This is a genomic window from Streptomyces sp. NPDC005017, from assembly GCF_042873115.1.
Lineage (GTDB): Bacteria > Actinomycetota > Actinomycetes > Streptomycetales > Streptomycetaceae > Streptomyces.
The window spans coordinates 609,112-632,889 of record NZ_JBIALD010000001.1; the positions used below are offsets into that span (position 1 = coordinate 609,112).

19 protein-coding genes are annotated in these 23,778 nt (G+C 74.0%); 12 read left to right on the top strand and 7 right to left on the bottom strand.

Features of this window, described 5'->3' with window-relative positions:
- Positions 1-183 precede the first annotated feature (183 nt).
- The 12 genes from ACFYR0_RS02615 to ACFYR0_RS02670 all read left to right on the top strand — a co-directional run bounded on the left by ACFYR0_RS02615 (position 184) and on the right by ACFYR0_RS02670 (position 16,142).
- Entirely contained in the window at positions 184-642 is a 459-nt protein-coding gene (locus ACFYR0_RS02615) for a hypothetical protein (protein WP_389320964.1), read from the top strand.
- A gap of 8 nt (positions 643-650) precedes the next feature.
- Positions 651-1,679 carry a phosphate ABC transporter permease subunit PstC gene (gene pstC, locus ACFYR0_RS02620; RefSeq protein ID WP_389320967.1) on the top strand — a complete coding sequence of 343 codons (1,029 nt, stop codon included), beginning with the start codon at positions 651-653 and terminating at the stop codon, positions 1,677-1,679.
- Positions 1,680-1,682: 3 nt separating this feature from the next.
- On the top strand, positions 1,683-2,921 hold the full coding sequence (gene pstA, locus ACFYR0_RS02625) for a phosphate ABC transporter permease PstA (RefSeq protein WP_389320970.1): 1,239 nt from the start codon (positions 1,683-1,685) through the stop codon (positions 2,919-2,921).
- A gap of 48 nt (positions 2,922-2,969) precedes the next feature.
- A complete protein-coding gene (pstS, locus tag ACFYR0_RS02630) occupies positions 2,970-4,709 on the top strand; it encodes a phosphate ABC transporter substrate-binding protein PstS (RefSeq protein ID WP_389320973.1) in 1,740 nt (579 codons plus the stop codon).
- Positions 4,706-7,294 (top strand): hypothetical protein, encoded by a 2,589-nt coding sequence (locus tag ACFYR0_RS02635; RefSeq protein ID WP_389320976.1) that lies wholly within the window; start codon positions 4,706-4,708, stop codon positions 7,292-7,294. Before pstS ends, ACFYR0_RS02635 begins: the two co-directional genes overlap by 4 nt.
- A 102-nt stretch (positions 7,295-7,396) precedes the next feature.
- A complete protein-coding gene (locus tag ACFYR0_RS02640; protein WP_389320979.1) occupies positions 7,397-8,380 on the top strand; it encodes a substrate-binding domain-containing protein in 984 nt (327 codons plus the stop codon).
- A 34-nt stretch (positions 8,381-8,414) separates the two neighbouring features.
- Positions 8,415-9,989, top strand: coding sequence for an Ig-like domain repeat protein (locus tag ACFYR0_RS02645; RefSeq protein WP_389320982.1), 1,575 nt, complete (start codon positions 8,415-8,417; stop codon positions 9,987-9,989).
- A 130-nt stretch (positions 9,990-10,119) separates the two neighbouring features.
- Positions 10,120-11,949, top strand: a complete 1,830-nt coding sequence (locus tag ACFYR0_RS02650; RefSeq protein WP_389320985.1) for a WxL protein peptidoglycan domain-containing protein — start codon at positions 10,120-10,122, stop codon at positions 11,947-11,949.
- A gap of 50 nt (positions 11,950-11,999) precedes the next feature.
- The gene (locus tag ACFYR0_RS02655; RefSeq protein WP_389320988.1) at positions 12,000-12,929 is read left to right on the top strand and encodes a hypothetical protein; all 930 of its coding nucleotides are present in this window, start codon (positions 12,000-12,002) and stop codon (positions 12,927-12,929) included.
- Between the two features lie 94 nt (positions 12,930-13,023).
- Positions 13,024-14,322, top strand: coding sequence for an Ig-like domain repeat protein (locus tag ACFYR0_RS02660; protein ID WP_389320991.1), 1,299 nt, complete (start codon positions 13,024-13,026; stop codon positions 14,320-14,322).
- Positions 14,319-15,263: a sortase gene (locus ACFYR0_RS02665; RefSeq protein ID WP_389320994.1), complete on the top strand. Its 945-nt coding sequence runs from the start codon at positions 14,319-14,321 to the stop codon at positions 15,261-15,263. Before ACFYR0_RS02660 ends, ACFYR0_RS02665 begins: the two co-directional genes overlap by 4 nt.
- 99 nt (positions 15,264-15,362) lie before the next feature.
- On the top strand, positions 15,363-16,142 hold the full coding sequence (locus ACFYR0_RS02670; RefSeq protein WP_389321128.1) for a phosphate ABC transporter ATP-binding protein: 780 nt from the start codon (positions 15,363-15,365) through the stop codon (positions 16,140-16,142).
- Between the two features lie 14 nt (positions 16,143-16,156).
- On the opposite strand, the gene ACFYR0_RS02675 is transcribed toward ACFYR0_RS02670, so the two are convergent.
- The 7 genes from ACFYR0_RS02675 to ACFYR0_RS02705 all read right to left on the bottom strand — a co-directional run bounded on the left by ACFYR0_RS02675 (position 16,157) and on the right by ACFYR0_RS02705 (position 23,778).
- Positions 16,157-17,194 carry a rod shape-determining protein gene (locus ACFYR0_RS02675; protein ID WP_386381285.1) on the bottom strand — a complete coding sequence of 346 codons (1,038 nt, stop codon included), beginning with the start codon at positions 17,192-17,194 and terminating at the stop codon, positions 16,157-16,159.
- Between the two features lie 630 nt (positions 17,195-17,824).
- Entirely contained in the window at positions 17,825-19,174 is a 1,350-nt protein-coding gene (locus ACFYR0_RS02680; RefSeq protein ID WP_389320997.1) for a carboxyl transferase domain-containing protein, read from the bottom strand.
- The gene (locus ACFYR0_RS02685; RefSeq protein ID WP_389321000.1) at positions 19,171-20,613 is read right to left on the bottom strand and encodes an acyl-CoA synthetase; all 1,443 of its coding nucleotides are present in this window, start codon (positions 20,611-20,613) and stop codon (positions 19,171-19,173) included. The genes ACFYR0_RS02680 and ACFYR0_RS02685 overlap by 4 nt, the downstream gene beginning before the upstream one ends.
- A gap of 236 nt (positions 20,614-20,849) precedes the next feature.
- Entirely contained in the window at positions 20,850-21,458 is a 609-nt protein-coding gene (locus ACFYR0_RS02690) for a hypothetical protein (protein WP_389321003.1), read from the bottom strand.
- Positions 21,436-22,236: an FkbM family methyltransferase gene (locus ACFYR0_RS02695; protein ID WP_389321131.1), complete on the bottom strand. Its 801-nt coding sequence runs from the start codon at positions 22,234-22,236 to the stop codon at positions 21,436-21,438. Before ACFYR0_RS02695 ends, ACFYR0_RS02690 begins: the two co-directional genes overlap by 23 nt.
- Before the next feature lie 361 nt (positions 22,237-22,597).
- Complete coding sequence (locus ACFYR0_RS02700; RefSeq protein WP_389321006.1) at positions 22,598-22,855, bottom strand: Trm112 family protein; 258 nt, start codon at positions 22,853-22,855, stop codon at positions 22,598-22,600.
- Complete coding sequence (locus ACFYR0_RS02705) at positions 22,852-23,778, bottom strand: hypothetical protein (protein ID WP_389321009.1); 927 nt, start codon at positions 23,776-23,778, stop codon at positions 22,852-22,854. The genes ACFYR0_RS02700 and ACFYR0_RS02705 overlap by 4 nt, the downstream gene beginning before the upstream one ends.

Genomic DNA, 23,778 nt, shown 5'->3' on the forward strand with positions numbered 1-23,778 from the left:
TCGGGTCGCTCTCCTCGGAATCTCCACAAGCAGCGAACCCTCTCGTTCATCTCACCTGCGTTCGGCCTTCACTCATCTGTGGGCTCAGCTCGTACACAGGTCCGGGACTCTCAGTGCGCTTTGGGCTGTTCTTCGCCGGTGGCGGAAAACAGTCCCTGGGGCGACAGGGAGGGGGTGGTTTCCATGGTTCCGTCGCGTTTTCTGTACGTCGTGCGCGGGGCGCAGCGAAGACCCGTGGGGGCGGGGGAGGGCGATCGCGTCGGCTGGCGGCTCGTCGGCTCCAACCATCGTGAGCTGGGCCGCAGCGCCGAGATGTACGCCGGGTTCGCCGAGTGCCGGGCCGCGCTGCTGACGCTGCGCGAGCGGATCGGGGACGCCCGGGTGCTGCTGACGACCACGGAGTCGGCCGGTGGCTGGAGCTGGCGCCTGGAGATCGACGGCCGTGCCGCGGCGAACGCCGGACGGCCGTACCAGCGGCAGCGGGACTGCCAGTACAACCTCGGGCAGTTCCTGAACGCGGTCCCGGTGGCGGAGCTCACCGAGCCGACGCCGCCCCGGACGAAGGACGAACGAGCGGTCCGGTCCCGGGCCGCCGCCGAGGACCGCGGCGTCACGCGCCGCGCCGGATCGGGTGCGAGATGAGCGTTGTCATGCCCAGGCTTGGGTCCTCGCCCGAGCCCGGACCGGAGGCCGGCCCCACCGACGACGCGCGGCGGGTCTCGCCCGGCCGCGTCGAGCCGGTGGACCGCGTCTTCCGGGGCCTGCTGCGCGGCAGCGGGGCCGGAGTACTGGCGATCATGCTGCTGGTCGGCGTGTTCCTCACCTACCGCGCGGCCCAGGCACTGCGCGTGGCCGGGTGGGACTTCATCACCACCGAGGCGTGGGAGCCGGACTCGCACAACTTCGGCATCGCCGCCGTCCTGACCGGCACGGTGCTGATCGGCGTGACGGCGATCTGCTTCGCGCTGCCGCTGGCGCTCGGCACCGCGCTGTACATCTCGGAGTACGCGCCGCGGAAGCTGAAGCGGACCCTGATCAGCCTGGTCGACCTGATGGCCGCCGTGCCCAGCGTGGTGTTCGGCCTGTGGGGCCTGTTCCTGTTCCAGGGGGAGGTGACCGGGGTCTCCCGCTGGATCTCCACCTACTTCGCCTGGATCCCGGTCTTCCGGGTGGACGGGGCCGACCCGGGCGACCCGCTCCAGACGGCCACCGCCTACACCTCCTCGACCTTCATCGCGGGCATGGTCGTGGCCCTGATGGTCACGCCGATCGCCTGCTCGGTGATGCGCGAGACGTTCTCCCAGGCGCCCCAGGGCGAGCGGGAGGGCGCGCTGGCGCTGGGCTCGACCCGGTGGGGCATGATCCGCGCGGTGGTCCTGCCGTACGGCCGCGGCGGCATCATCGGCGGCACCATGCTCGGCCTCGGCCGGGCGCTGGGCGAGACGATCGCCATCTTCATGATCATCTCGCCGGTGTTCAAGATCCAGTGGCACGTCCTGGAGAACGGCGCCAACTCCGTCTCCTCGCTGATCGCCCTGCGCTACGGCTCGTCGAGCGGCTTCGGCATGTCGGCCCTGATGGCCGCCGGCCTCGCGCTGTTCGTCCTGACCCTCGTCGTCAACTTCGTCGCGTCCTCGATCGCGGCCCGCAGCCGCTCGGGCGCCGGCGCGGAGGCCTGAACCATGACCACCGACGTCCTCGAACAGCCCGCGACCGTGCTGCCCGTCGCCGGGAACGGCCCGGAGACGCGCCGCTCCACCTCGACCGTGCACGCCTCCGACCTGCTCGCCCTGGCCGGCGCCGCCGCCGGCTCGCTCTCCCTGACCGCTCTGCTGTTCGTCTGGGTCGCCCCGTTCGACTCGGTCCTCGGCTTCGTCGTCGTCGCGTACCTGTGCTTCCTCGGCCTGTACGCCACCCTCGTCTCCTTCGACGAGGACGGGCCTGCCGTACGCGACAAGGTCGCCGCCGTCGTCTGGCAGAGCCTCGCCCTGCTGCTGCTCGGCGCGCTGGTGATGGTGGTGGCGTTCACCCTGTGGCGCGGCCGCTCGGCGCTGGTGCACCTCAACTTCTTCACCGAGGACATGTCCAGCACCGGCCCGCTGGAGCCGCTCTCCAAGGGCGGCATGGTCCACGCGATCGTCGGCACGCTGTGGCAGATCGCCATCTCGCTGCTGGTCACCGTCCCGCTCGGTCTGTCGTGCGCGGTGTTCCTCAACGAGGTGCCCGGACGCTACGCGCGTTTCGTGCGCACCATCGTCGAGGCGATGACCGCCCTGCCCTCGATCGTCGCCGGTCTGTTCATCTACGCCACGGTGATCCTGATGCTGGGCTTCGACAAGTCCGGCCTCGCCGCAGCCCTCGCGCTCAGCGTGATGATGCTGCCGATCATCATCCGCGCCGCCGACGTGGTGCTGAGGCTGGTGCCCGGCTCCCTGCGCGAGGCCTCCTACGCCCTCGGCGCGAGCCGCTGGCGCACGGTGTGGACGGTGGTGCTGCCCACCGCCCGCTCCGGCCTGACCACCGCCGTGATCCTCGGCACCGCCCGCGGCATCGGCGAGACCTCGCCCGTGCTGCTCACCTCCGGTGTCAACGCCGGCCTGAACGCCGACCCGTTCAACGGCCCCCAGATCTCGCTGCCGCTGGCCACCTTCGACCTGGTGCGCTCGCCGCAGCCCAGCTTCATCGTCCGGGGGTTCGGCACCGCCGCGCTCCTCATGGCCCTCGTCCTGCTGCTGTTCGTGCTGGCCCGCGTGGCCGGCGGGCGCGGCCCCGGCGAACTGACCCGCGGCCAGCGCCACCGCCGCGTGCTGGCCTCACGGCGCGACGTCCAGCGCATGTCCGCGCGCGCCCGGCGCCCCCACCCGCCCACCGGCGCACGGCACCGGCCGGCCGCCGACCGGTCCGGACCGAACCCGGCGTAACCCGCCGCCGCACACACCCGCGACATCACCGACCAGGAGTTCCCCGTTATGCCCGGATCACCTCCGGCCACGTCCACCCACGTCCGTACGCGGGCCGTCACCGCGCTCGTGCTGCTCGCCGCCCTGTTCCTCGGCGCCCTGCCCGCGCACGCGGCGACCTACGTGCCGATCTCGGGCGCGGGCTCCACCTGGAGCCAGAACGCGATCGACCAGTGGCGGGCCAACGTCAAGCAGTACGGCATGAACCTGACCTACAACGGCACGGGTTCCTCCGACGGCCGCAACCAGTTCCGCAACGGCACCGTGGACTACGCCGTCTCCGAGATCCCGTACGGCATCAAGGACTCCGGGGTCGTCGACAACCCGCCCGCGCGCAAGTACGCGTACATGCCGATCGTGGCCGGCGGTACCTCGTTCATGTACAACCTGACCATCGGCAACAGGCGGGTCACCAACCTGCGGCTGTCCGGCGACGTGATCGCCAAGATGTTCACCGGTCAGATCAAGACCTGGAACGACCCGGCCATCAAGGCCGACAACCCGGGGCTCGCCGCCGCGCTGCCCGCCCGCCGGGTGGTGCCCGTGGTCCGCTCCGACGGCTCCGGCACGACCGCGCAGTTCACCACCTGGATGAGCAAGCAGTACCAGGGTCTGTGGGACGACTACTGCCGCCGCGCGGGCCGCACCACGCCCTGCGGCGCCACGTCCAACTACCCCGTCGTCTCCGGCAGCGGCTTCGTCGGCCAGTCCGGCTCCAACGGCGTCTCCGGCTACGTCTCCCAGCCCGGCAACGTCGGCACCATCACCTACGTCGAGTACTCCTACGCCGTCTACACGACCAGGTTCCCGGTCGCCAAGGTGCTGAACAGGAGCGGGTACTACGTCGAGCCGACCGCGAAGAACGTGGCGGTGGCGCTGCTGAAGGCGCGCATCGACCAGAACCCCCGCTCGCCGAGGTATCTGACCCAGATCCTCGACGACGTCTACAACAGCGGCGACCCGCGCTCGTACCCGCTGTCCAGCTACAGCTACATGATCATTCCGACCAGGGCCGAGCAGAACTTCAACCCCCAGAAGGGCAAGACCCTCGGCGCCTTCGCCTACTACGTCCTGTGCGAGGGCCAGCGCAAGGTGGACAGCCTCGGCTACTCGCCGCTGCCGATCAACCTGGTGCAGGCGGGCCTGGACCAGGTCCGCAAGGTCCCCGGCGTCGACACGCAGCGGATCGACATCAAGAAGTGCAACAACCCCACCTTCTCCAGCGACGGCAGCAACACCCTCGCCAAGACGGCCCCGTACCCCAAGTCCTGTGACAAGCGCGGCTCCAGCCAGTGCGCGACCGGCACGGGCGGTGCCAAGACACCGACCCAGGTCGGCGGCGGCTCCGGTGGCTCGACAGGCGGCTCGACCGGCGGCAGCGGCGGCACGGGCGGCGGCAACGGCTCCGGCTCCACGGGCGGCTCCGGCACCGGCGGCGCGGGAACCACCGTCGGCGGCGCGGGCACCACGGGCGGCGGCACCGGCGCGGACAGCGGCGGCACCGCGGCCTCCGGCGGGACCGGCGGCGCGACGGTCGACCCCGACACCGGCCAGGTCATCGGCGCCGACGGCGGCGCGGCGGCCGGCGGCACCGGTGTGGACGCCTTCGCCGTGCCCGTCAGCACCTCCCGCAGCATCAGCTCGGGCACCCGCACGGCCCTCATGGCGGTGGCCGGCGTGCTGCTGGTCGCCCTCACGGTCGGGCCCCCGCTGCTCGGGCGGCGGCTGAGGCGGGGCGGGCGCGCATGATCTCCGCAGTCCGCAGGTCCGCCGTGTCCGGCGCGGCGCGCCGCTTCCTCACCACGTCCACGGCCGTGGCGGTCACCCTGTGCTCCGTGATCGGCGTCACCGCGCTGGTCTCGGCGCCCGCCCCCGCGGCGGCGGCCGGCACCTCCTCCGAGGTGACCGTCTCGGGCAAGGGCGACTTCGCGAGCCTGAAGGTGACGGTCAGTCAGACCCGAAACCTGGTCAACCAGGTCGTCAAGGTGTCCTGGAAGGGCGCCGCCCAGACGGTCTCGCCCTCCGACTACTCCGCGAACTACCTCCAGATCATGCAGTGCTGGGGCGACGGCGGCGGTGGCCCCGACCCCCGGCAGTGCCAGTTCGGCGGCTCGTCGGACTTCGGCTCGGGCGCCGGCGGCCAGACGGCCGGAGCCTTCACCAACTCCCGCCAGCTCAGCTACGGCAGCGGGCTGAAGGACCCCGGGCAGGAGCTGCCGCCGCCTTCCCCGACGGGCCTGTCCTTCATGCCGTTCCGCTCGGTCTCCGGGGACGTGTTCAGCACGCCCGGTTCGAACGACTTCTTCGACGGCAACACCACCAACGAGGTCCCCTACGCCCGCAGCGGCCCCAGCGGCAGGGGCGAGGTGTGGTTCGAGGCCCAGACCGGCATGGAGGCCCCCGGCCTCGGCTGCGGCGAGAAGGTCGACGGGTCGTCCACCGTGGGACGCAAGTGCTGGCTGGTCGTCGTGCCGCGCAACGACAAGGAGGTCGACGGCACCTCGTACACCACCCAGTCCGGCGGCATGCTCCAGTCGTCGCCGCTCAGCGCGAGCAACTGGAAGCACCGTCTCGTCGTACCGCTGCAGTTCGAGCGGATCGGCACCTTCTGCCCGCTGGGCGCGCAGGAGCGGGCCACACTCGGCTCCGAGCTCGTCCGCGAGGCCGTCGAGCGCTGGCAGCCCGCGATGTGCACCGAGGCGGGAAGGACCATCTACTCCTACTCGTCCGTCACCGACGACACGGCCCGCGGACAGCTGACGCAGGGCGAGGAACAGAGTCTGGTGTTCTTCGGCCGCCCGCCCGCCCGCGGCACGGTGCCCGCCGACCGACGCCCGGTCTACGCCCCCGTCTCCCTGTCCGGTCTGGCCTTCGGCTTCTTCATCGAGAGCCAGGCGGGGTTCGACGCCCCCGCCGAGGTCAAGGCCCGCAACGGCACCCGGCTGCGGTCGCTGAACCTCACCGCGCGCCTGGTCGCCAAGCTGCTCACCGAGTCGTACCAGGACGGCAACTCCCGCCTGGCGGAGAGCACCCGGAAGAACCCCTTCAACCTCGGCCACGACCCCGAGTTCCTGAAGCACAACCCGGACTACAAGGACCTCCTCTTCGTCGGCACCCTCGGTGACGCGCTCGTGTCCCAGCCGGTGTCCGACGCGACCTGGGCACTGTGGGAGTGGGTGAAGAGCGACCCGGCGGCCGCCGAGTTCCTGGCCGGCACCCCCGACAACGAGGGCGGTCACGGCGACCCCGCCTTCTCGGGCATGAAGCTGAACCCGGCCTACGAGGGCATGACCCTGCCGCGCAGCGAGTTCCCCAAGAGCGACCCGTTCTGCCAGCAGTTCGAGGACCATCCGGATCAACCTCTGTGCATCCAGGACAAGCGCCCCTACGCCGGCGACCTGCACGTCGCGGCCCGCGCCGCCGCGCGCGGCGACACCCTGGCCCGTACCGCATGGGACCCCACCTCCACCCCGCCGGGCTACAAGAAGGACCCGCTCCAGCCCGCGGGCCGACGGGCCATGCTGGCCCTCACCGACTCGGCGACCGCCGCCCGCTACGGCCTGGTCACGGCGAGACTCCAGAACGCGGCCGGTGAGTTCGTCGCCCCCGACAACCGCGGACTGCTGGCCGCGCAGGCGGCCATGAAGCCCAGCGGCGTCCCCGGATTCCTGGTCGCCGACCCCACCACCAGGAGCCGGGCCGCCTACCCGCTCACCCAGCTCGTCTACGCCGCGACCGTCCCCGAGCTGCTCGACAGGAAGGCGGCCGGCGAGTACGCCGCCCTGCTGAGGTACGGGGTCGGCGACGGACAGATTCCCGGCGTGGCGGCGGGCACCCTCCCCGAGGGCTACGCCCCCCTGCCCGGCGCGCTGCGCACCCAGACCCGCGAGGCCGCCGACGCGATCGTGCGCCGGGCCGGGGCCAAGGCGCCCACCGAGCCGACCACCGGCGGCGACTCCTCCGGCGGGAACGGCGGTCCGGGCGGCGACAGCGGCGGCACGGGTGGAGGCGATCCGGCCGGCGGGACGGGCCCCGGCGGCGGGCCGGCCGGCGGCGCCGGGGACCCGAGCACCTCTCCGTCCGCCACCGAGAGCGCCGCGAGCGGCGGCCCCTTCGGGAATCCGTCCACCACACCGGCGGCTGCCGCGGGCAGCCCGCTGCTGCGTACTCCCGCCTGGGCGCTCGGCGCCGTGCGCTACGCCCTCCTGATCGCCCTCGTCGCCGGCCTCGCCGCCGCCGTCTGCGGTCCCCTCCTCCCGAGGGCCGTACCGCGACTGGCCCTGGCCGTGACCGACCGGCGCAGGGACCGACAGTCACCCGTCCGAAAGAGGTGATGCCCGGCCCGATCCACCGACAGGTCCGCGCCAACGAACTGTCCTGAACCACCGCGCCGGGCATCACCGCCCGGCAAAGCCTAGTCGAGAGGTATCAAGCAAGTGAACAAGAGAATGGCCGCAGTTGCCGCCGTGGGTCTCGCCGGCCTCGTCACGGGCACCCTCAGCGTCTCGCAGGCCTCGGCCGACCCGTCCGGCCCGCCCCAGTACCGCCAGCTGGCCGGTGTCGGTTCCGACACCACGCAGGACGTCATGAACGGCCTGGCCAACGCGATCACCATCGGCGGCCAGAAGGTCATCGGCTCCTACGACGCCACGGGCTCCGCCACCATCACCACCAAGGCCACGGGCTGCAGCATGGCCCGCCCGAACGGCTCGGGTGCGGGCCGTACCGCCCTGGTGAACTCCCTGGGTGCCGCCAACGGCTGCCTGGACTTCTCCCGCTCCTCCAGCCTGAACCTGGCCGCCACCGCCAACGGCCTGACCTATGTGCCGTTCGCCGTGGACGCGGTGACCTACGCGATCACGCCGTCGTCGGTCGTGCCGCGCAAGCTCTCCAAGGCCGACCTCACGGCCATCTACCACTGCGACCCCAACTACGTGGGCACCGGCCCGAACTACGACGTGACCCCCCTGCTGCCGCAGGCCGGTTCCGGCACCCGCAGCTTCTGGCTGGGCCAGGTCGGCCTCACCGAGGGCGACATCACCTCGGGCAACTACCCCTGCGTGAAGGACAACAAGAACGGCCCGGTGCAGGAGCACGACGGCCGTGTCGTCGACGACAAGTCGATCGTCCCGTTCTCCATCGCGCAGTACAACTCCCAGGCGTCGCAGACCATCGCCGACCTCCGCGGCCGCGCGATCCTCGGCACGATCGACGACAAGGCGCCGAACGTGCTGAACAGCGACTTCGCGATCAAGCGCGACGTCTACAACGTGATCCCGACGTCGAAGCTCACCACCGCCCCGTGGAGCACGGTCTTCGTCGGCGGCAACTCCCTGGTCTGCCAGCAGCCCGCGGTGATCAACACCTACGGCTTCGCGACCAGCCCGCAGTGCGGCGACACCTCCAAGCAGACCCCCTGACTTCTGAGAACTTCGTAAGAAGGAGAGCACGACAGTGCTGAAGAAGACCCTCTCGCGGGCGCTGGCGGGCGGCATCGCGGGTGCCCTCGCCGTGCTGGCCGGCGGCATCGTCGCGGCTCCGGCCGCCCAGGCCGCCGAGATCGGCACCGCCGAGGTCACCCCGGCCACCGGTGCGGACACCAGCGGTATCTCCCTGACCACCTCGGCGGCCTGCCCGGCAGGCGCCACCAACGTCATCGTCTCGGTGACGGGCACCGGCTTCCCGGCCGGCGGCCAGAACGTGGTCGGCAACTCGCCGATCGGCAGCTACGGCACCGCGCCCAGCGGTGGTCTGATCATCCCGCTGACCTCCACGATGCGGGACTACGCCAACACGGCGGGCTTCACGAACCTGACCGGCAAGTACACCTTCAAGGTCACCTGCCGCACCGCGTTCAACGCCACCAGCCTCGGCGACTTCCCGGCCTCGATCTGGTTCACGTCCAACACGACGTACCAGAACTCCGACCCGGCCGCGGTCACCGACACCGCCACCTCCCTCGCGGTCTCCCCGGCCTCGCCGGTCACCGCGGGCACCCCGGTCACCCTGACCGCGACCGTCGCCCCGGCGGCCGCGGGCGGCCAGGTCCAGTTCCGTGACAACGGCCAGGCCCTCGGCGGCCCGGTCACCGTCGCCGACGGCCAGGCCCAGCTCGTCACCAGCGCCCTGGGCGCGGGCGGCCACCAGCTGACCGCGGTCTTCACCCCGGCCGGCGCCGGCTACAACGGCTCCACCTCCACCGCCGTCGCCTACACCGTCGAGGCCGCCCCGGCGACCCAGACCACCACGGCGCTCGCGGTCTCCCCGGCCGGTACGGCCACCAGGTTCAGCCCGGTCTCCATGACGGCCTCGGTGTCGCCCGCCTCGGCGGCCGGCTCCGTCAGGTTCCAGGACACCGTGGGCGGCACCACCTCCACCCTGGGCACCGTCCAGGTCGTCGGCGGCCAGGCCTCCTTCACCACCAGCAGCCTCGGTGAGGGCGACCACTCCTTCACGGCCGTGTTCGTCCCCGCGGACACCGCCGCCCACCTCGGCTCCACCTCCGGTGCCGTCCCCTACGTGGTCGGCGCCTTCCAGGGTGTCACCGCGTCCGAGGACATCACCACCACGGTCGAGGCCGGTGCCCTGGTCATCAGCGTCGACAACCCGCACGTGACGCTGCCCTCGCCGCAGCTGAACAGCAACGGCGACCTGCTCTCCACCGCGGGCGCCATCAACCCGGTCACCCTCACGGACACCCGTGCCGGCAACCCGGGCTGGAGCGTCAGCGGCCAGGTCACCGACTTCTCCGACGGTGGCTCGCACCTGATCAACGGCCAGAACCTCGGCTGGTCCCCGAAGCTGATCGACAAGGGCGCGTCCCAGACGGTCGCCCCGGGTGCCGCGGTCGCCGCCGCGCACGGTGTCGCCCCCGGCGACGCCGGTTCGGCCGGTCTGAAGTCGTCCCGCTCGCTGGCCAACGGCACCGGTCTGGGCACCGCCCACCTCGGCGCCGACCTGGCCCTCGACGCGCCGACCTCGACCGTGGCCGGTACCTACACCGCCACGCTCACCCTGACGGCCATCTGACCCTCACCGGACGGCCGGGGGCGAACACCTCACCCCTGAGGACATCGCCCGGGCCGGGACGGACGGCACGTCCGTCCCGGCCCACCCCCGCCCCACCGGCCAGGCCCCAGCCGAGAACGGACGACCCGACATGATCACCAGCACCGCCCGCCGCATCGCCGCCGTCCTGGCCGCCTGCGTCCTCGCGGTCCTGCCGGCCGCCGGCGCGGCGGCCGCAGCGCCGGACGCCGTACCGGGCGACGCGGGACGTGCGGGCGAGGGACGCGTCACGTTCGGCGTCCAGCCCTCGGCCGCCAGGAAGCCCGACGCCCGCCCGAACTTCTCCTACGGCGCCACCCCCGGCGCCCGCGTCCTGGACCACATCGCGGTCGTCAACTACGGCAGGAAGCCGCTGACCCTGCGGGTCTACGCCCAGGACGCGTTCACCACCGCCGACGGCGGTTTCGACCTCTTCGCCGCCCGGCACAGGCCCGACGACGTCGGCTCCTGGATCCGGTTGCGCGAGAACCGGGTGAAGATCCCCGCCCGCGGCCGCGCGATCGTGCCGTTCACGATGACCGTCCCGGCGAAGGCGACCCCCGGCGACCACGTCGGCGGCATCGTCGCCTCCCTGTCGGCGGGCACCAAGGACGCCAAGGGCAACGACGTCGCCCTCGACCAGCGCGTCGGCGCGCGCGTCTACCTCCGGGTGGCCGGCGAGCTCTCGCCCCGGCTGTCCGTCGAGAACCTGCGCACCGAGTACCACGGCGACGCCAACCCCTTCGGCACGGGCGACGCGACGGTGACGTACACCGTCCGCAACACCGGCAACGTACGGCTGGCGGCCCGTCAGAAGGTCGAGGTCCGCGACGGACTGGGCGGCGCGGCGAAGGCCGGCAAGGTGCCCGCCCTGCCCGAGCTGCTGCCCGGCGACTCCGTGACGTTCCGGACGACCGCCACCGGCGTGCTGCCCGCCTTCCGCGACAGGACGACGGTCACCGTCGACCCGCTGCCCGTGAAGGGCGACATCAAGCACCGCGTCCTGCCCCGCGTCACCCGCACCGAGGCCTTCACCGCCGTGCCCTGGGCCTTCCTCGGCCTGCTGCTCGCGCTCGCGCTGCTCACCGCCGCGCTGCTGCTGCGCCGCATCCGGCGCCGCCGGGCCGCCCGGGCCCCGCTCGCGCCCGTCGGCGGCCGCACCCGGGAGGCCGTCGGTCTCGCCGCCGCCGCGCTGCTCGCCGCGACCATGATCGTCGCCGGTACGCCCGGCGACGCACGGGCCGCGGACGGCGGCAAGCTCGGCGTCACCCCCGCCGAGGGCAGCGACACCCAGCCCATCACCCTCACCGCGGCGGGGCCCTGCCCGGCGAGGACCAGGAACGTCATCGCCCGCGTCAAGGGAGCGGGCTTCCCGCCCGAGGGCCAGATCGTCGTCGGCAACGCCCCGATCACCACTTACGGACAGGCCCCCGGCGGCGGCCCCGCCATCCCGCTCACCTTCACCCTGCGGGACTACGCCACCACGGCCGGCTTCACCGACCTGCGCGGCACCTACACCTTCACCGTCAGCTGCCTCGAGGCCCCCTTCGAGCTGGACGGCGTCAAGGACTTCACCGGTTCGCTGACCTTCCGGCCGGGGAAGGCCGGCAAGGCGTACGAGGACGGCACCGAGGTCGCGCCGCCCAAGAACCCCGCGCCCGCCCCGCCGGCCGGCGGCGCCACCCCGGCCCCGGACAGCGGGGCCGGCGCGACCGGGGCGCAGGGGCAGCAGCCCCGGCAGCCGGGCGGCATCCCGGTGCCCGGCTCCGTCCCGCCCGGCGGCGACGCCGCCGCGCAGGGCGCGGCACAGCCCCGGGCCGCCGCCACGGCCGCCGACGGCGGCCCGAGCGTCTGGTCCCTGGCCGGATTCGGCGTGTTCGCGCTGGCCCTGGCGGCGGGCGCCGCCCTGTGGCTGCGCGGCCGCCGGACCCCGGCCGGGTGACCGCGCACCCACCACCCACCGACCGAACCACTGCCCAGGAGAGAAACCCCGTGTCCCTCACAGCTCGCACACCCCGGATGTCCAGGGCGGCCGCGACCCGCACCGGCTCGCTGATCGCCGCCGTCGGCACGGCGGGGCTGCTCGTCACGGCCGCGACCGCCGTGCAGGCCTCGGCCGCGGAGGCGCAGGCCTCGCTCGGCACGCTGGGCGTGGTGCCCAGGACGGGCACGAACACGTCGGGCATGACGCTGAACACCTCGGCCGCCTGCCCGGCCGCCGCGACCAACCTGATCGTCAGGGTGACGGGCACGGGCTTCCCCGCCGAGGGCCAGATCGTGGTCGGCAACTCCCCGATCAGCGCCTACCCGGCGAACGAGGCGGGCGGCTACCAGGTGCCGCTGACCTCGACCATGCAGGACTACGCGAAGATCGCCGGCTTCGAGAACCTGAAGGGCCGCTACGACTTCACCCTGACCTGCCGCGAGGCCTTCGGCAGCGACACCCACGGCGACTTCGGCGGGTCGGTCTGGTTCACCTCCACCACCGCCTACCAGGACTCCGACCCGTCCGGGGCGACCGGCGACCCCACCCCGTCGAACACCACCAGCACCACCCCGAGCGGCTCGGCCACGCCGACCGACACCGGTGAGCCCACCGACACCGGCGAGCCCACCGACACGGGTGAGCCGACCGACACGGGTGAGCCGACCGACACCGGCTTCCCGACCGACGACACCACGCCGCCCACCGACGACACGACCACGGACGGCGGCGACGGCTCCCAGGACATCTCCACCGAGGTCGACGGCGGTGCCTCCGGCGGCGGTCCGGGCGGCGGCGGTGGCTCGCTCGCGGCCACCGGCAGCGACGCGGCCGGCCTCGGCGCGCTGTCGGCCGCGATGGTCCTGGGCGGCCTCTACCTGGTCCGCCGCTCCCGCCCCCGCGAGGACTTCCCCGGCACCGGCGGCACGCACCTCTGAGTCCGGCACCCCGGCCCACCAGGGCATCCGCCGGTGGGCCGGGGTGCCCGGCACCGCGACAACGCCCAGACAACTACTGGAGAGACGACACATCATGCACGCCAAGGCTGTACGCCGCCCCCTGGCGGCCACCCTCGTGACCGTGCTCGCCGCCGGTGCGCTCGCGCTCGGCACGAGCGGCGCCGAGGCCGACCCCATCGGCTCGATGGAGGTGACCCCGCACTCCGGTTCGGACACCCAGGGCATGTCGCTGACCACGTCGGCGGCCTGCCCCGCGCCGGCCACCAACGTCATCGTCGGGGTCAAGGGCCAGGGCTTCCCCGCCGAGGGCCAGGTCGTGGTCGGCAACTCGCCGATCAGCGCCTACGCCGGGGCCCCGAGCGGCGGCATCGTGGTGCCGCTGACCTCGACCATGCGCGACTACGCCAGCACCGCCGGGTTCGACACCCTGGCAGGCCGCTACGACTTCACGCTCACCTGCCGCGGCGCCTTCGGCCCGGCGACCTACGGCGAGTTCACCGCGCCGATCTGGTTCACCACCAACACCGCCTACCAGGACACCGCGCCCGCCGCGGCCACCACCACGGCCCTCACCGCGAGCCCCGCCACCGAGGTCGTCGAGGGCAAGCCGGTCACCCTCACCGCCACCGTCGCCCCGGCCGCCGCCACGGGCACCGTCCAGTTCCGGGACAACGGCCAGGCGCTCGGCGGGCCCGTCACCGTCACCGCCGGCACGGCCACCCTCACCACCAGCACCCTCGCCCTCGGTACCCACAAGCTCAGGGCCGCCTTCACCCCGGCCGACCCGGCGTACGGTGCCTCGGAGTCCGTGGACCTGACCTACAAGGTCAAGATCAAGCCCCCGGCCGTCGTCTCGGCGGCCAAGGTGACCGGCACGGTCAAGGTCGCCTCCACGGTGACCTGCGCGGTGACCTTCAACGGCGCGAGCTCGGTGGCGTACTCCTGGCTGCGGGACGGCACCACCATCAGCGGCGCCACCGCGCGCACCCGCAAGCTGACCTCCGCCGACTACAAGCACAAGATCGCCTGCCGGGCCAAGGGCACCAACAGCACCGGCAGCACCACCTCCACCAGCCCGCAGGTCGGCCCGGTCGCCGTCGGCCCCGCGCTGAGGAACCTCGTCAAGCCGTCGATCTCCGGCACCCACCGGGCCGGCTACAAGCAGACCGCCAGGCCGGGCAGCTGGTCGCCCAGCGCCACCTCGTACACCTACCAGTGGCTGCGCGACGGCCGGGCGATCAGCGGCGCCACCCGCTCCACCTACGTCGCCACCCGCTCCGACCGCGGCCACAAGCTCACCGTCACGGTGAAGGCCAAGCGCACCGCCTACTCCACCGGCACCGCCACCTCCGCCGCGGTGAGGATCGGATGACGGCACCCACCACCGCCCCGGCCGGGCCCGGGGCAGCCGACCGCACGTCGGCTCCCCCGCCCGTCCGGGAACGGCCCGCACGCCACCCGGCGGCCGGCCCCGGCCTGCGCGTCGCCGGGGCGGCGCTGAGCATCCTGGCCGCGCTGCTCCTCGGCCTCGTCGCCGACGCCGGCCTGGTCGGCGATCTGCGCCAGTCCCGCGACCGGCAGGTCGACCACGCCGCGCTGCGGCTCGCCCTGGCCAACGGCACCGCGCCGATCGGGCGTTCGGCGGGCGGCAGCACGGCCCCCGCGCCCGGTGACCTGGTGGCGCTCCTGGAGATCCCCGCGCTGGACCTGCGCGAGGTCGTCCGCGAGGGCACCACCGCCGACGACCTGGCACGCGGCCCCGGCCACCGCCGGGACACCCCGCTGCCCGGCCAGTCCGGCACCAGCGTCGTCCTGGGCCGCCAGGCCACCTACGGCGGTCCGTTCCGGCACCTCGACGAGCTGAACACCGGCGACACGTTCACCGTCACCACCGGCCAGGGCAAGCACACCTACAAGGTGATCGGCCCGCGCCGGGCCGGCGACCCGCAGCCGCCCCCACCGGAGAACGGCCGCGGCCGCATCACGCTCGTCACGGCCGACGGCACCCCGTTCATGCCCCGCGGCATCCTGCGCGTGGACGCCGACCTGGTCTCCGACGTGCAGCCCACCCCGGCCCCGGCCCTCGCCGCCGGCGCGCTGCCGGAGGACGAGAAGCCGATGGCGCTCGGACAGTCCGCCTGGCTGGCGCTGGTGCTGTGGGGACAGGCGCTCGTGCTGGCCGCCGCCGCCCTCGCCTGGGCGCACGCCCGCTGGGGCAGGCCGCACACCTGGGTCGTCGGCGTACCGCTGCTCGGCGCGCTCGGCCTGGCGGTCGCCGACCGGGCGCTCATGCTCCTGCCCAACCTGCTGTGACGACTGTTGAGTTCACCCGCTGATGAAGGACACGCCGTGACCGACCAGACAACCCAGACCGAGACCACGCTGCCCCTCCCGACGGTCCCGGCGCCCGTGGTGACCGGCGCGACGCTCGACGCCCGCCGCGTCTCGGCCTGGTTCGGCGACCACAAGGTGCTCGACCGGGTGTCGCTGACCATGCCCGCAGGCCTGGTCACGGCCCTCATCGGCCCCTCCGGCTGCGGCAAGTCGACGTTCCTGCGCATCCTCAACCGTATGCACGAACTCGTCCCAGCCGCCTCCCTGTCTGGCGAGGTCCTGGTCGACGGCCAGGACGTCTACGCCGCCGGGCAGCGGCTCACCGAGGCCCGCCGCAAGGTCGGCATGGTCTTCCAGAAGCCGAACCCGTTCCCCGCGATGTCGATCTACGACAACGTCACCTCCGGCCTGAAGCTCACCGGTCTCCGGCTCGGCTCCGAGGCCAAGGACGACCTGGTGGAGGAGTGCCTCACCAAGGGCGGCCTGTGGAAGGAGGTCAGGGACCGGCTCCGGCAGCCCGGCGGCGCGCTGTCCGGCGGCCAGCAGCAGCGGCTGTGCATCGCCCGCTCCCTCGCGGTGCGGCCCAAGGTGCTGCTGATGGACGAGCCCTGCTCGGCCCTGGACCCGACCTCGACCCGCCGGATCGAGGAGACCATCCGGGAACTGGCCCACGAGGTGACCATCGTCATCGTCACCCACAACATGCAGCAGGCCGCCCGGGTCTCCGACCAGTGCGCGTTCTTCCTCGCGGAACAGGGCACCCCGGGCGCGATCGTCGAGCACGGCGCCACCGGGGCGATGTTCTCCACGCCGCAGGACCCGCGCACGGCGGACTACGTGGAGGGCCGCTTCGGCTGAGGAGGCGGGGGTGCTCAGGAGCCCAGCGGGTCCAGTTCCAGGGGCTGGATCCGGCCCTCCAGCATGGTGCCGAGACCCTGCACCGCGCAGACGTCGGGGCGTTCCGCGATGTGCACCGGCATGCCGGTGGCCTGGCGCAGCATCTGGTCGAGGCCGGGTAGCAGGGCGCTGCCGCCGACCATCATGATGCCGCGGTCCGCGAGGTCGGCCACCAGGTCGGGCGGGCAGTCGCGCAGCACCTTGCCGATGCCGTCGAGGACGGCCGTCAGCAGGGTCTGGATCGCGTCGCGCACGGCGGCGGTGTCGACCTGCACGGAGCGGGCCAGGCCGGTGGCGACGTCCCGGCCGTGGATCTCCGTGGAGGCCGGGCCCTGCGCGGTCAGGCCGTTGCCGGACAGGGCGAGCTGGAGCGGCCGCACCGACTGGCTCGGCAGCATCAGCTCGTGCTCGTGCCGCAGGTGCTGGACGATCGCGTGGTCCACGGCCTCGCCTCCGACCGGGATGCGCTCGGCGGTGACGATCGAGCCGAGGGAGAGCACGGCGACCTGGGTGGCCGCCGCCCCGCAGTCCAGCACCATGGTCGCCTCCGGCTGCTCGACCGGGAGACCGCAGCCCACGGCCGTGGCGATCAGCGTGTCGACCAGTTCGACGCGGCGCGCCCCGAGGCCGACCAGGGTCTCGATGGTGGCGCGCCGGGCCAGCGGGTCCGCGTCGTGCGGGGTGCACGCGGCCGCCCGCAGCCGGGGCCTGCGGCGCAGCGAGCGGCGGATCTTGTCGCCGAGCAGGTGGCGCAGCATCCGCTGGGCCATCTCGATGTCGACGACCGTGCCGCCCGAGACGGGGCGTACGACCCGGATGTAGCTGGGGGTGCGGCCCGTCATCTTCTCGGCGAACTCGCCGACCGCGATCAGTGCGCCGGTGCGGGTGTTGACGGCGGCGGCGGAGGGCTGGTCGACGACGAGCCCGGCGCCCTTGACGTACACCCGCGTCCGCGCCGCGCCGAGGTCGACGGCGAAGTGGCAGCGGCGCAACTGCTCCAGGCTGGCGGTCATTGGCTGGTCCTCCCGAGAGCGCAGACCGTGGGCGCCGCCCTGGTGGGTGGCGGGCCTCGCTTGCCGCCCGCCGGGTGGCGGGCCGTACTCGCATCGTGCGGGGGGTGGGGGGGAGGGCGCCTTCTGGGATGCGCCGGGTGGGGCGCCGCCGAACGGTTGATTTGCCCTTTGTGGCCTAAGGGGGCGTCAGGTGCGGGTGTTCTGTGGGCGGTCGTGGGCGGCTCCGGCCGGCGGGGGATCGTCCGGGGGCGGCCGGGGCTGGTCGCGCAGTTCCCCGCGCCCCTTGGGGGTGGGGTGGTTCGTGTGCGTGCTTTGGTGCGGGTGGATGGTGGCTGGTCGCGCAGTTCCCCGCGCCCCTGGGGAGGTGGGTGTTTGCGCGGTTCCGCGCGCCCCTGAGAGGTGGGGTGCTTCATGTGGGTTCTTTGGTGCGGGTGGATGGTGGCTGGTCGCGCAGTTCCCCGCGCCCCTGGGGAGGTGGGCGTTTGCGTGGTTCCCCGCGCCCCTGGGGAGGTGGGTGGTGGATGTTCGCGTAGTTCCGCGCGTCCCTTGGGGGTGGGTGGTTCGTGTGGGTTCTTTGGTGCGGGTGGCCGGGGGCTGGGCGCGCGGTTCCTCGCGCCCCTGGGGGTGTCGTTACTGGTACGGGTCGTTCGGGCGGGTCAGTCCCAGGGCTGACAAGTCCTGGGGGCGTAGGTGGAGTTGGGCTGCGGTTGTCTCGGTCTGGTCTGGTGGGCGTTTGAGGATGGCGGCCGCCAGTTCCGGGGCGATCACCGAGAAGTAGCTGTCCGGCGTGGCCCAGGTGTTGCCGGGGGCGGCCAGGGCCAGGGCGCCGCCCGAGCCGCCCTCGCCGATGACCAGCGTGGTCACCGGGGTACGCGCGCCCGCCACCGCCGCGAACAGGTCCGCGATCGCCGCGCCCGCCCCCTGCCGCTCCGCCTCGGCGTCGTTCGCCGCGCCCGGGGTGTCCACCAGTGTCAGCACCGGCACGCCCAGCCGGTCCGCGAGCCGGATCAGCCGGGTGGCCGTGCGGTAGCCGGCCGGGCGGGTGGCGGTGCCGCACTGGGCGGCGTAGGCGACCGTACGGCCGTCGTGTGCGCCGAAGCCGCACAGCATGCCCTCGTCGGTGCCGCCGCAGCGGTCGCCGCTGATGGCCGCCCGTTCGGTGAAGTAGGCGTCCAGATAGGCCCGCGCGCGAGGCCGCCCGGCGGCGCGGGCGCGGCGCACCGCGTCCCAGCCGGTCGCGGGCAGGTCGAGCGCGCCGAGGGGCGGCGGCGGGGGCGCGGGGGAGGGGCGGTCCTCCCGGGACGGCCCGGCCAGCAGCCGCAGCCAGCGGCCCAGCGTCCCGCGCAGTTCCCCGGGCGGGACGACCGCGTCGGCCGCGCCCGCCGCCACCTGCGCCTCGGCGGTGTACGCGGCCGGGTCGGCGTCCGCCGGGCGCACCCGGGACCCGGCGAAGCCCACCTGCGCCCCGGGCAGCGCCAGCACCACGTCGGCGCCCGCGCCCAGGGTGGCCCAGCCGCCCCCGGTCGTCGGGTCGCGCAGCACGGCGATCTGCGCCAGCCCCGCCTCACGCAGGAGCACCGTCTGCCGGGCCACGCGCTGGAGCTGGGTGAGGGCGATCATGCCCTCCTGCATCCGGCTGCCGCCCGTGGCGATCAACGGCACCACGGGCAGCCGGTGTTCACGGGCGTGGACGTAGGCCGCCTCCAGCCGGTCCCCGGTGCGCTCGCCCAGCGAGCCGCCGAGGAAGCCGAACTCGAAGGAGACCAGCACCGCGAGGGTGCCCTCGACCCTGGCGGTGCCGCAGACCACGGACTCGGTCTCGCCGGTGCGCTCGGCGGCCCTCGCGTGCGCGGCGTCGTAGCCCCGCCAGCCGAGCGGGCCGTCGGGCACGGACGGGCGGACGGGCGGCGGCAGTTCGGTGAAGGTCGCCTCGTCCGCGACCAGCCCGATCGCCTGCCGTGCGCTGGGACGGCCGGTCACGGGGTCAGCGCCCGCTTCATGATCTTGCCCATGTCGTTGCGGGGCAGGGCGTCGAGGTGGTGCAGCACCCGGGGCCGCTTGTGCGGGGCGAGCCGTGCGGCCACATGCCCGGCCAGCTCCTCCAGCGTGGGCGGCGCCCCGGGGTCGGCGGGCACCACCCAGGCCACGATCCGCTCGCCCAGGTCGGGGTCCGGCTCCCCGGTGACGGCGGCCTCCCGCACCCCCGGGTGCTCCAGCAGCGCGTTCTCGATCTCCCCGGCCCCGATCTTGTAACCGCCGCTCTTGATCAGGTCGGTGGCCCTGCGGCCGACGATCCTGACATACCCGTCCACCTCTCGTACCGCCATGTCGCCGGTGCGGAAGAAGCCGTCGCCGGTGAACGCGGCGGCGGTGGCGTCGGGCCGGTTGAGGTACTCGGTGAACAGATTGGGCCCGCTCACCTGGATCTCCCCGACGCTCTCCCCGTCGGAGGCCGTGATCTCGGAGCCGTCCTCCTCCACCAGCCGCAGCCGCACACCCGGCAGCGGCACGCCGACGGTGCCCGCGCGGGCCTCGCCGTCGGCCCGGACACTGGTGTTCATGAGGGTCTCGGTCATGCCGTAGCGCTCGATGACCCGGCGTCCCGTCGCCGCGGCGATCCGCTCGTGGTCGTGCACCGGCAGCGCGGCCGACCCGGACACCAGCAGCCGTGCCCCGGCCAGGGCCTTCGCCAGCTCCGGGTCGGCGGGCAGGGACTCGGCGAGGCGGTGGTACATCGTCGGCACCCCGAACAGCATCGTGGCGCCCGAGGCCAGCTCCCGTGCCACTCCGTCGGTGTCGAACCGGCCCAGATGCCGTACGCCGCCGCCGCGCCGCAGCGGGCCCAGCACGCCGAGCACCAGCCCGTGCACATGGAACAGCGGCAGCCCGTGCACCAGCACGTCGGCGTCCGTCCACTGCCAGGCGTCGGCCAGCGCGTCCAGCGTCGAGGCGACGGCCCGGCGGGGGAGGACGGCGCCCTTGGGCGGGCCGGTGGTGCCCGAGGTGTAGACGACGAGCGCGGGGTCGTCGTCCCCGGCGGTCTCCTCGGGGAGCGTTCCCGAGGCGTGTACGTCGACGTCGATCCGGGTCAGTTCCCCGAGGGCGGCGGGGAGCTCGGCGCCCGGGGCGGCGAGCACGATCTCCGGCCCGCTGTCGGCCAGGATGTGCCCCAGCTCCCTCCCGCCGGACTTCGGGTTCAGCGGCACCAGCGGCAGCCCGGCGAGCAGCACGCCCACCGCGCCGACCGCCGTCTCCAGCTCGGGCGTCGCCCACACGGCGACCCGGCGCGCGCCGCGCACCCGCGGCGCGAGGGCGCCGGCCGCGGCGGCGAGCCGGGCGTACGTCAGCGACCGCTCACCGAACCGCAGCGCGACACGCTCGCCCGGTCCCTGGGCGAGTGCGGGGAAGAGGGAGGACACGCGGGCACTCCTTGACCGTCGGACACCGGGGGAGACAACTGGGGGACAACACCCACTTCCTACCCGAACCCCGCCCCCACGCGCCGCACCCGACCCGTGACCCCGGTCACCGACCCGCCGTGACGTCCACCCCCTCCGACAGCCGCCGGGTCCTCCCGGGCTCAGGCCGTCGCCTCCACCACGTCCGCCACCACACAGCTGACGTTGTCCGCGCCGCCCGCGCCCGAAGGTGAAGGTCAAGGGCTGCCCGGCCCTGCGGCTGGGCCCGCCCCGGTCCGCTGCAGCAGGCCCCAGGTGAACTCGGCCGCCACGTCGTGGCGTACACCCTGGGCGTCGGGGGCGGTGAAGGCCAGGCCCCAGCGCGTGGGGGCGGTGCCCTGGAGGGGGCGGGCCGGGGCGAAGGCGCGGGCGGCCTCCTCGACCGTGCAGGACCAGGGGGTGAGGTCCTCCAGCGTCCGGAGCCGGGGTGCCGGGGCTCCGGGGGCGCGGATCAGCCACTCGTTCCAGACCCCGCCGTCCGGGGCGAGCAGCACCTCGAAGCGCAGGCCGGGCCAGAGCGGGACGGGCCAGAGCAGGGCCTCGCAGTCCAGGTCGCCGACGCGGCGGGCGGCCGTGGACTCCGGAGGGCCGAGGACGGAGCGGTAGCGGCGGGCGGCGCCCCGTGCGCGGGGTGAACGGGCCATCGCCTGCCAGCGCTTGTTGGCCTCGCGCATCTCGCCCGCCGACACCCCGAGCTCGCGCCGGGCGTTCTCGACCAGCCCCGGGTTGTGGTCGGCCATCCGGCGCAGCAGCACCAGCTGGAAGTGGAGCGGTGTGAACGGCTCAGCGGACGGCATGCCCCCCATCGTCGCGCACCCGCGGCCCGCCCGGCCGCCGGCCGTCCGGCAGGAACAGCACCGAGTTGACGTACCGGGGCCGGGAGGAGAAGGGCAGTACCCGGCGGAGCAGGCCGTGCGAGGCGACGTGCGCCGCGCCCGCCTGGTGCTCCCGGAGCGGGAAGGCCGCCAGCGGCACCCAGCGGTCCGAGGGCAGCACCCAGCCCTCGTAGCCGAGCAGCCCCAGATACGTCACCACCGGCGCGACCGGCTGGATGCGCGACTCCAGTTCCACGAACAGCGCGGGCCGGTCGCGCGCCAGCAGCGCGGTCGCGCCGCGCAGCACCGCCAGCTCGTTGCCGTCCACGTCGACCTTGACGAAGCCGACGTCCCGCAGGCCCAGGTCGTCCAGCGCGACCACCCGCACCGGCACGGCACGGGCGTGGATGTCCCGCCGCACCAGCGAGGAGACCCCGCGGTCGCCCGGGTCGTCCTGCGGTAACCAGAGCCGGGCCATGCCGGGGCGGTCGCCGGCGGCGGCCTGGATCACCCGGACGTTCGCGGGGGCCGTCCGCGACAGCAGCCGCGCCAGATGCGGCACCGGCTCCACGGTCACCACCCGGCGGGCCCGCCCGCACAGCCGCCGGGTCCACGGGCCGTACCAGCCGCCCACGTCCACGGCGGTGCCGCAGCCCGCGGGGCACAGGTCGCCGAGCCGGGCCAGCTCCGGTTCGAAGCGCGGGTACACCGCCCGCGCCGCCGCCGCGACCAGACGCGGCGGCAGATGCGGGACGACCCGTGCGGCCAGCGTGGGACGCCCGCCCTTCGCGTGGTCCGCGCCCGCGCGTCCGCCCTTCGCGTGGTCCGCGTCCTCGCGCTCGCCCTTCGCGTGGTCCGCGCCCACGCGTCCGCTCTCCGCGTGGTCCGCGCCCACGCGTCCGCTCTCCGCGTGGTCCGCGCCCACGCGTCCGCTCTCCGCGTGGTCCGCGCCCACGCGTCCGCCCTTCGCGTGGTCCGCGTCCCCGCGTCCGCCTTCCTCCCGGCCCGCGCCCCCGCGCCCCGTCTCCGCGCCGCCCGCGCCCCCGCGTCCGGTGTCCGCGCCGCCCGCGCCCGACCGCCCGCTCTCCTCCCGGCCCGCGCTCACGCGCCCACCCCCTTCCCCGCCGCGTTCACGGTGCCGTCCCCGGGGCCGTGGAACGGCCCTCCCCGGGCAGCCGCAGCAGCAGGTCCTCGTGCTCGTCCTCCGCCACCTGCTCCCCGGAGGACGGCAGCAGTTGCGGCACGCCGTCCACGATCGGGTAGCGGCGCCGCAGCCGCGGGTTGTACAGCGCCTCGGCCGCGCCCGGGTCGTCGGGCGCCAGCAGATGCAGCGGGCCCTTGTCGAGCGGACAGGCGAGAATCTTCAGCAGCGGGTCGTCGGACTTCACGGTGGGGTCAACTCCTTGGCACCTATCGGGGGTCGGGAAACGGTGTCGTGCTTCGGTATGGACAGCAGCACGCTCACCGCGAGGCAGATGCCCGCCAGCCGCAGCGTGAGCCGGACCGGATCGGCCGGGAGCGCCTCGCCGAAGGTCAGCGAGCCCAGCACGGCCGTGTACAGGCACGTCACGGTCGTGCACACGGGCACGATCAGCGACGCCCGGCAGCGCTGGAGCGCCGCCTGCGACATCACCAGCCCGAACGCGCCGGTGAACAGCAGCAGATAGGGGTACGGCGAGCGCAGCACACCGGTCAGCGCGGCCCACGGCCCGCCCGCCCCCAGGTGCCCGGACACCCCCTTGATGGCCAGCGAGCTGACGCCGTAGAGCACCCCGACCGCCACGCCGTACTCGACGCCCGTGGTCGGCATCCGGTGCCGGCGCGCGGCCCGCCGCTCGGCCGCGCGGTACAGCCACACCCCGCCCGCCAGCGACGGCACGCAGACCAGCAGCACCAGTGCGTAGGGCGCGGAGCGGCCGACGGTGGCACCGCTGCGGTCGTGCTCGTCCAGCGACATCACCACCATCAGCAGCGCGCCGAGGATCGCCGCCAGCGCGTACCGCTCACGGCCGCTGGTCTCCTCCTCCAGCAGCCGTGCCGACAGCAGCACCAGCAGGACCAGGCCGGAGACGAAGATGCCCTGCGCGGCGGCGATCGGCAGCGTCCGGTAGACGAGGAGCTGGGCGGCGAACCCGGCGGCGAGCGCCACCGACCCGGCGATCCACAGCGGGCTGCCCAGCACCTGCCGCAGCAGCCGCGCCGGGCGCCGCACCGACACCTCCGGCATGCCCGTCAGCGCCCGCTTCTCCAGCACGAACCCACCGCTGTACAGCAGGTTCGCCAGAAGGGCCGCGGCCACACCCCACCACAT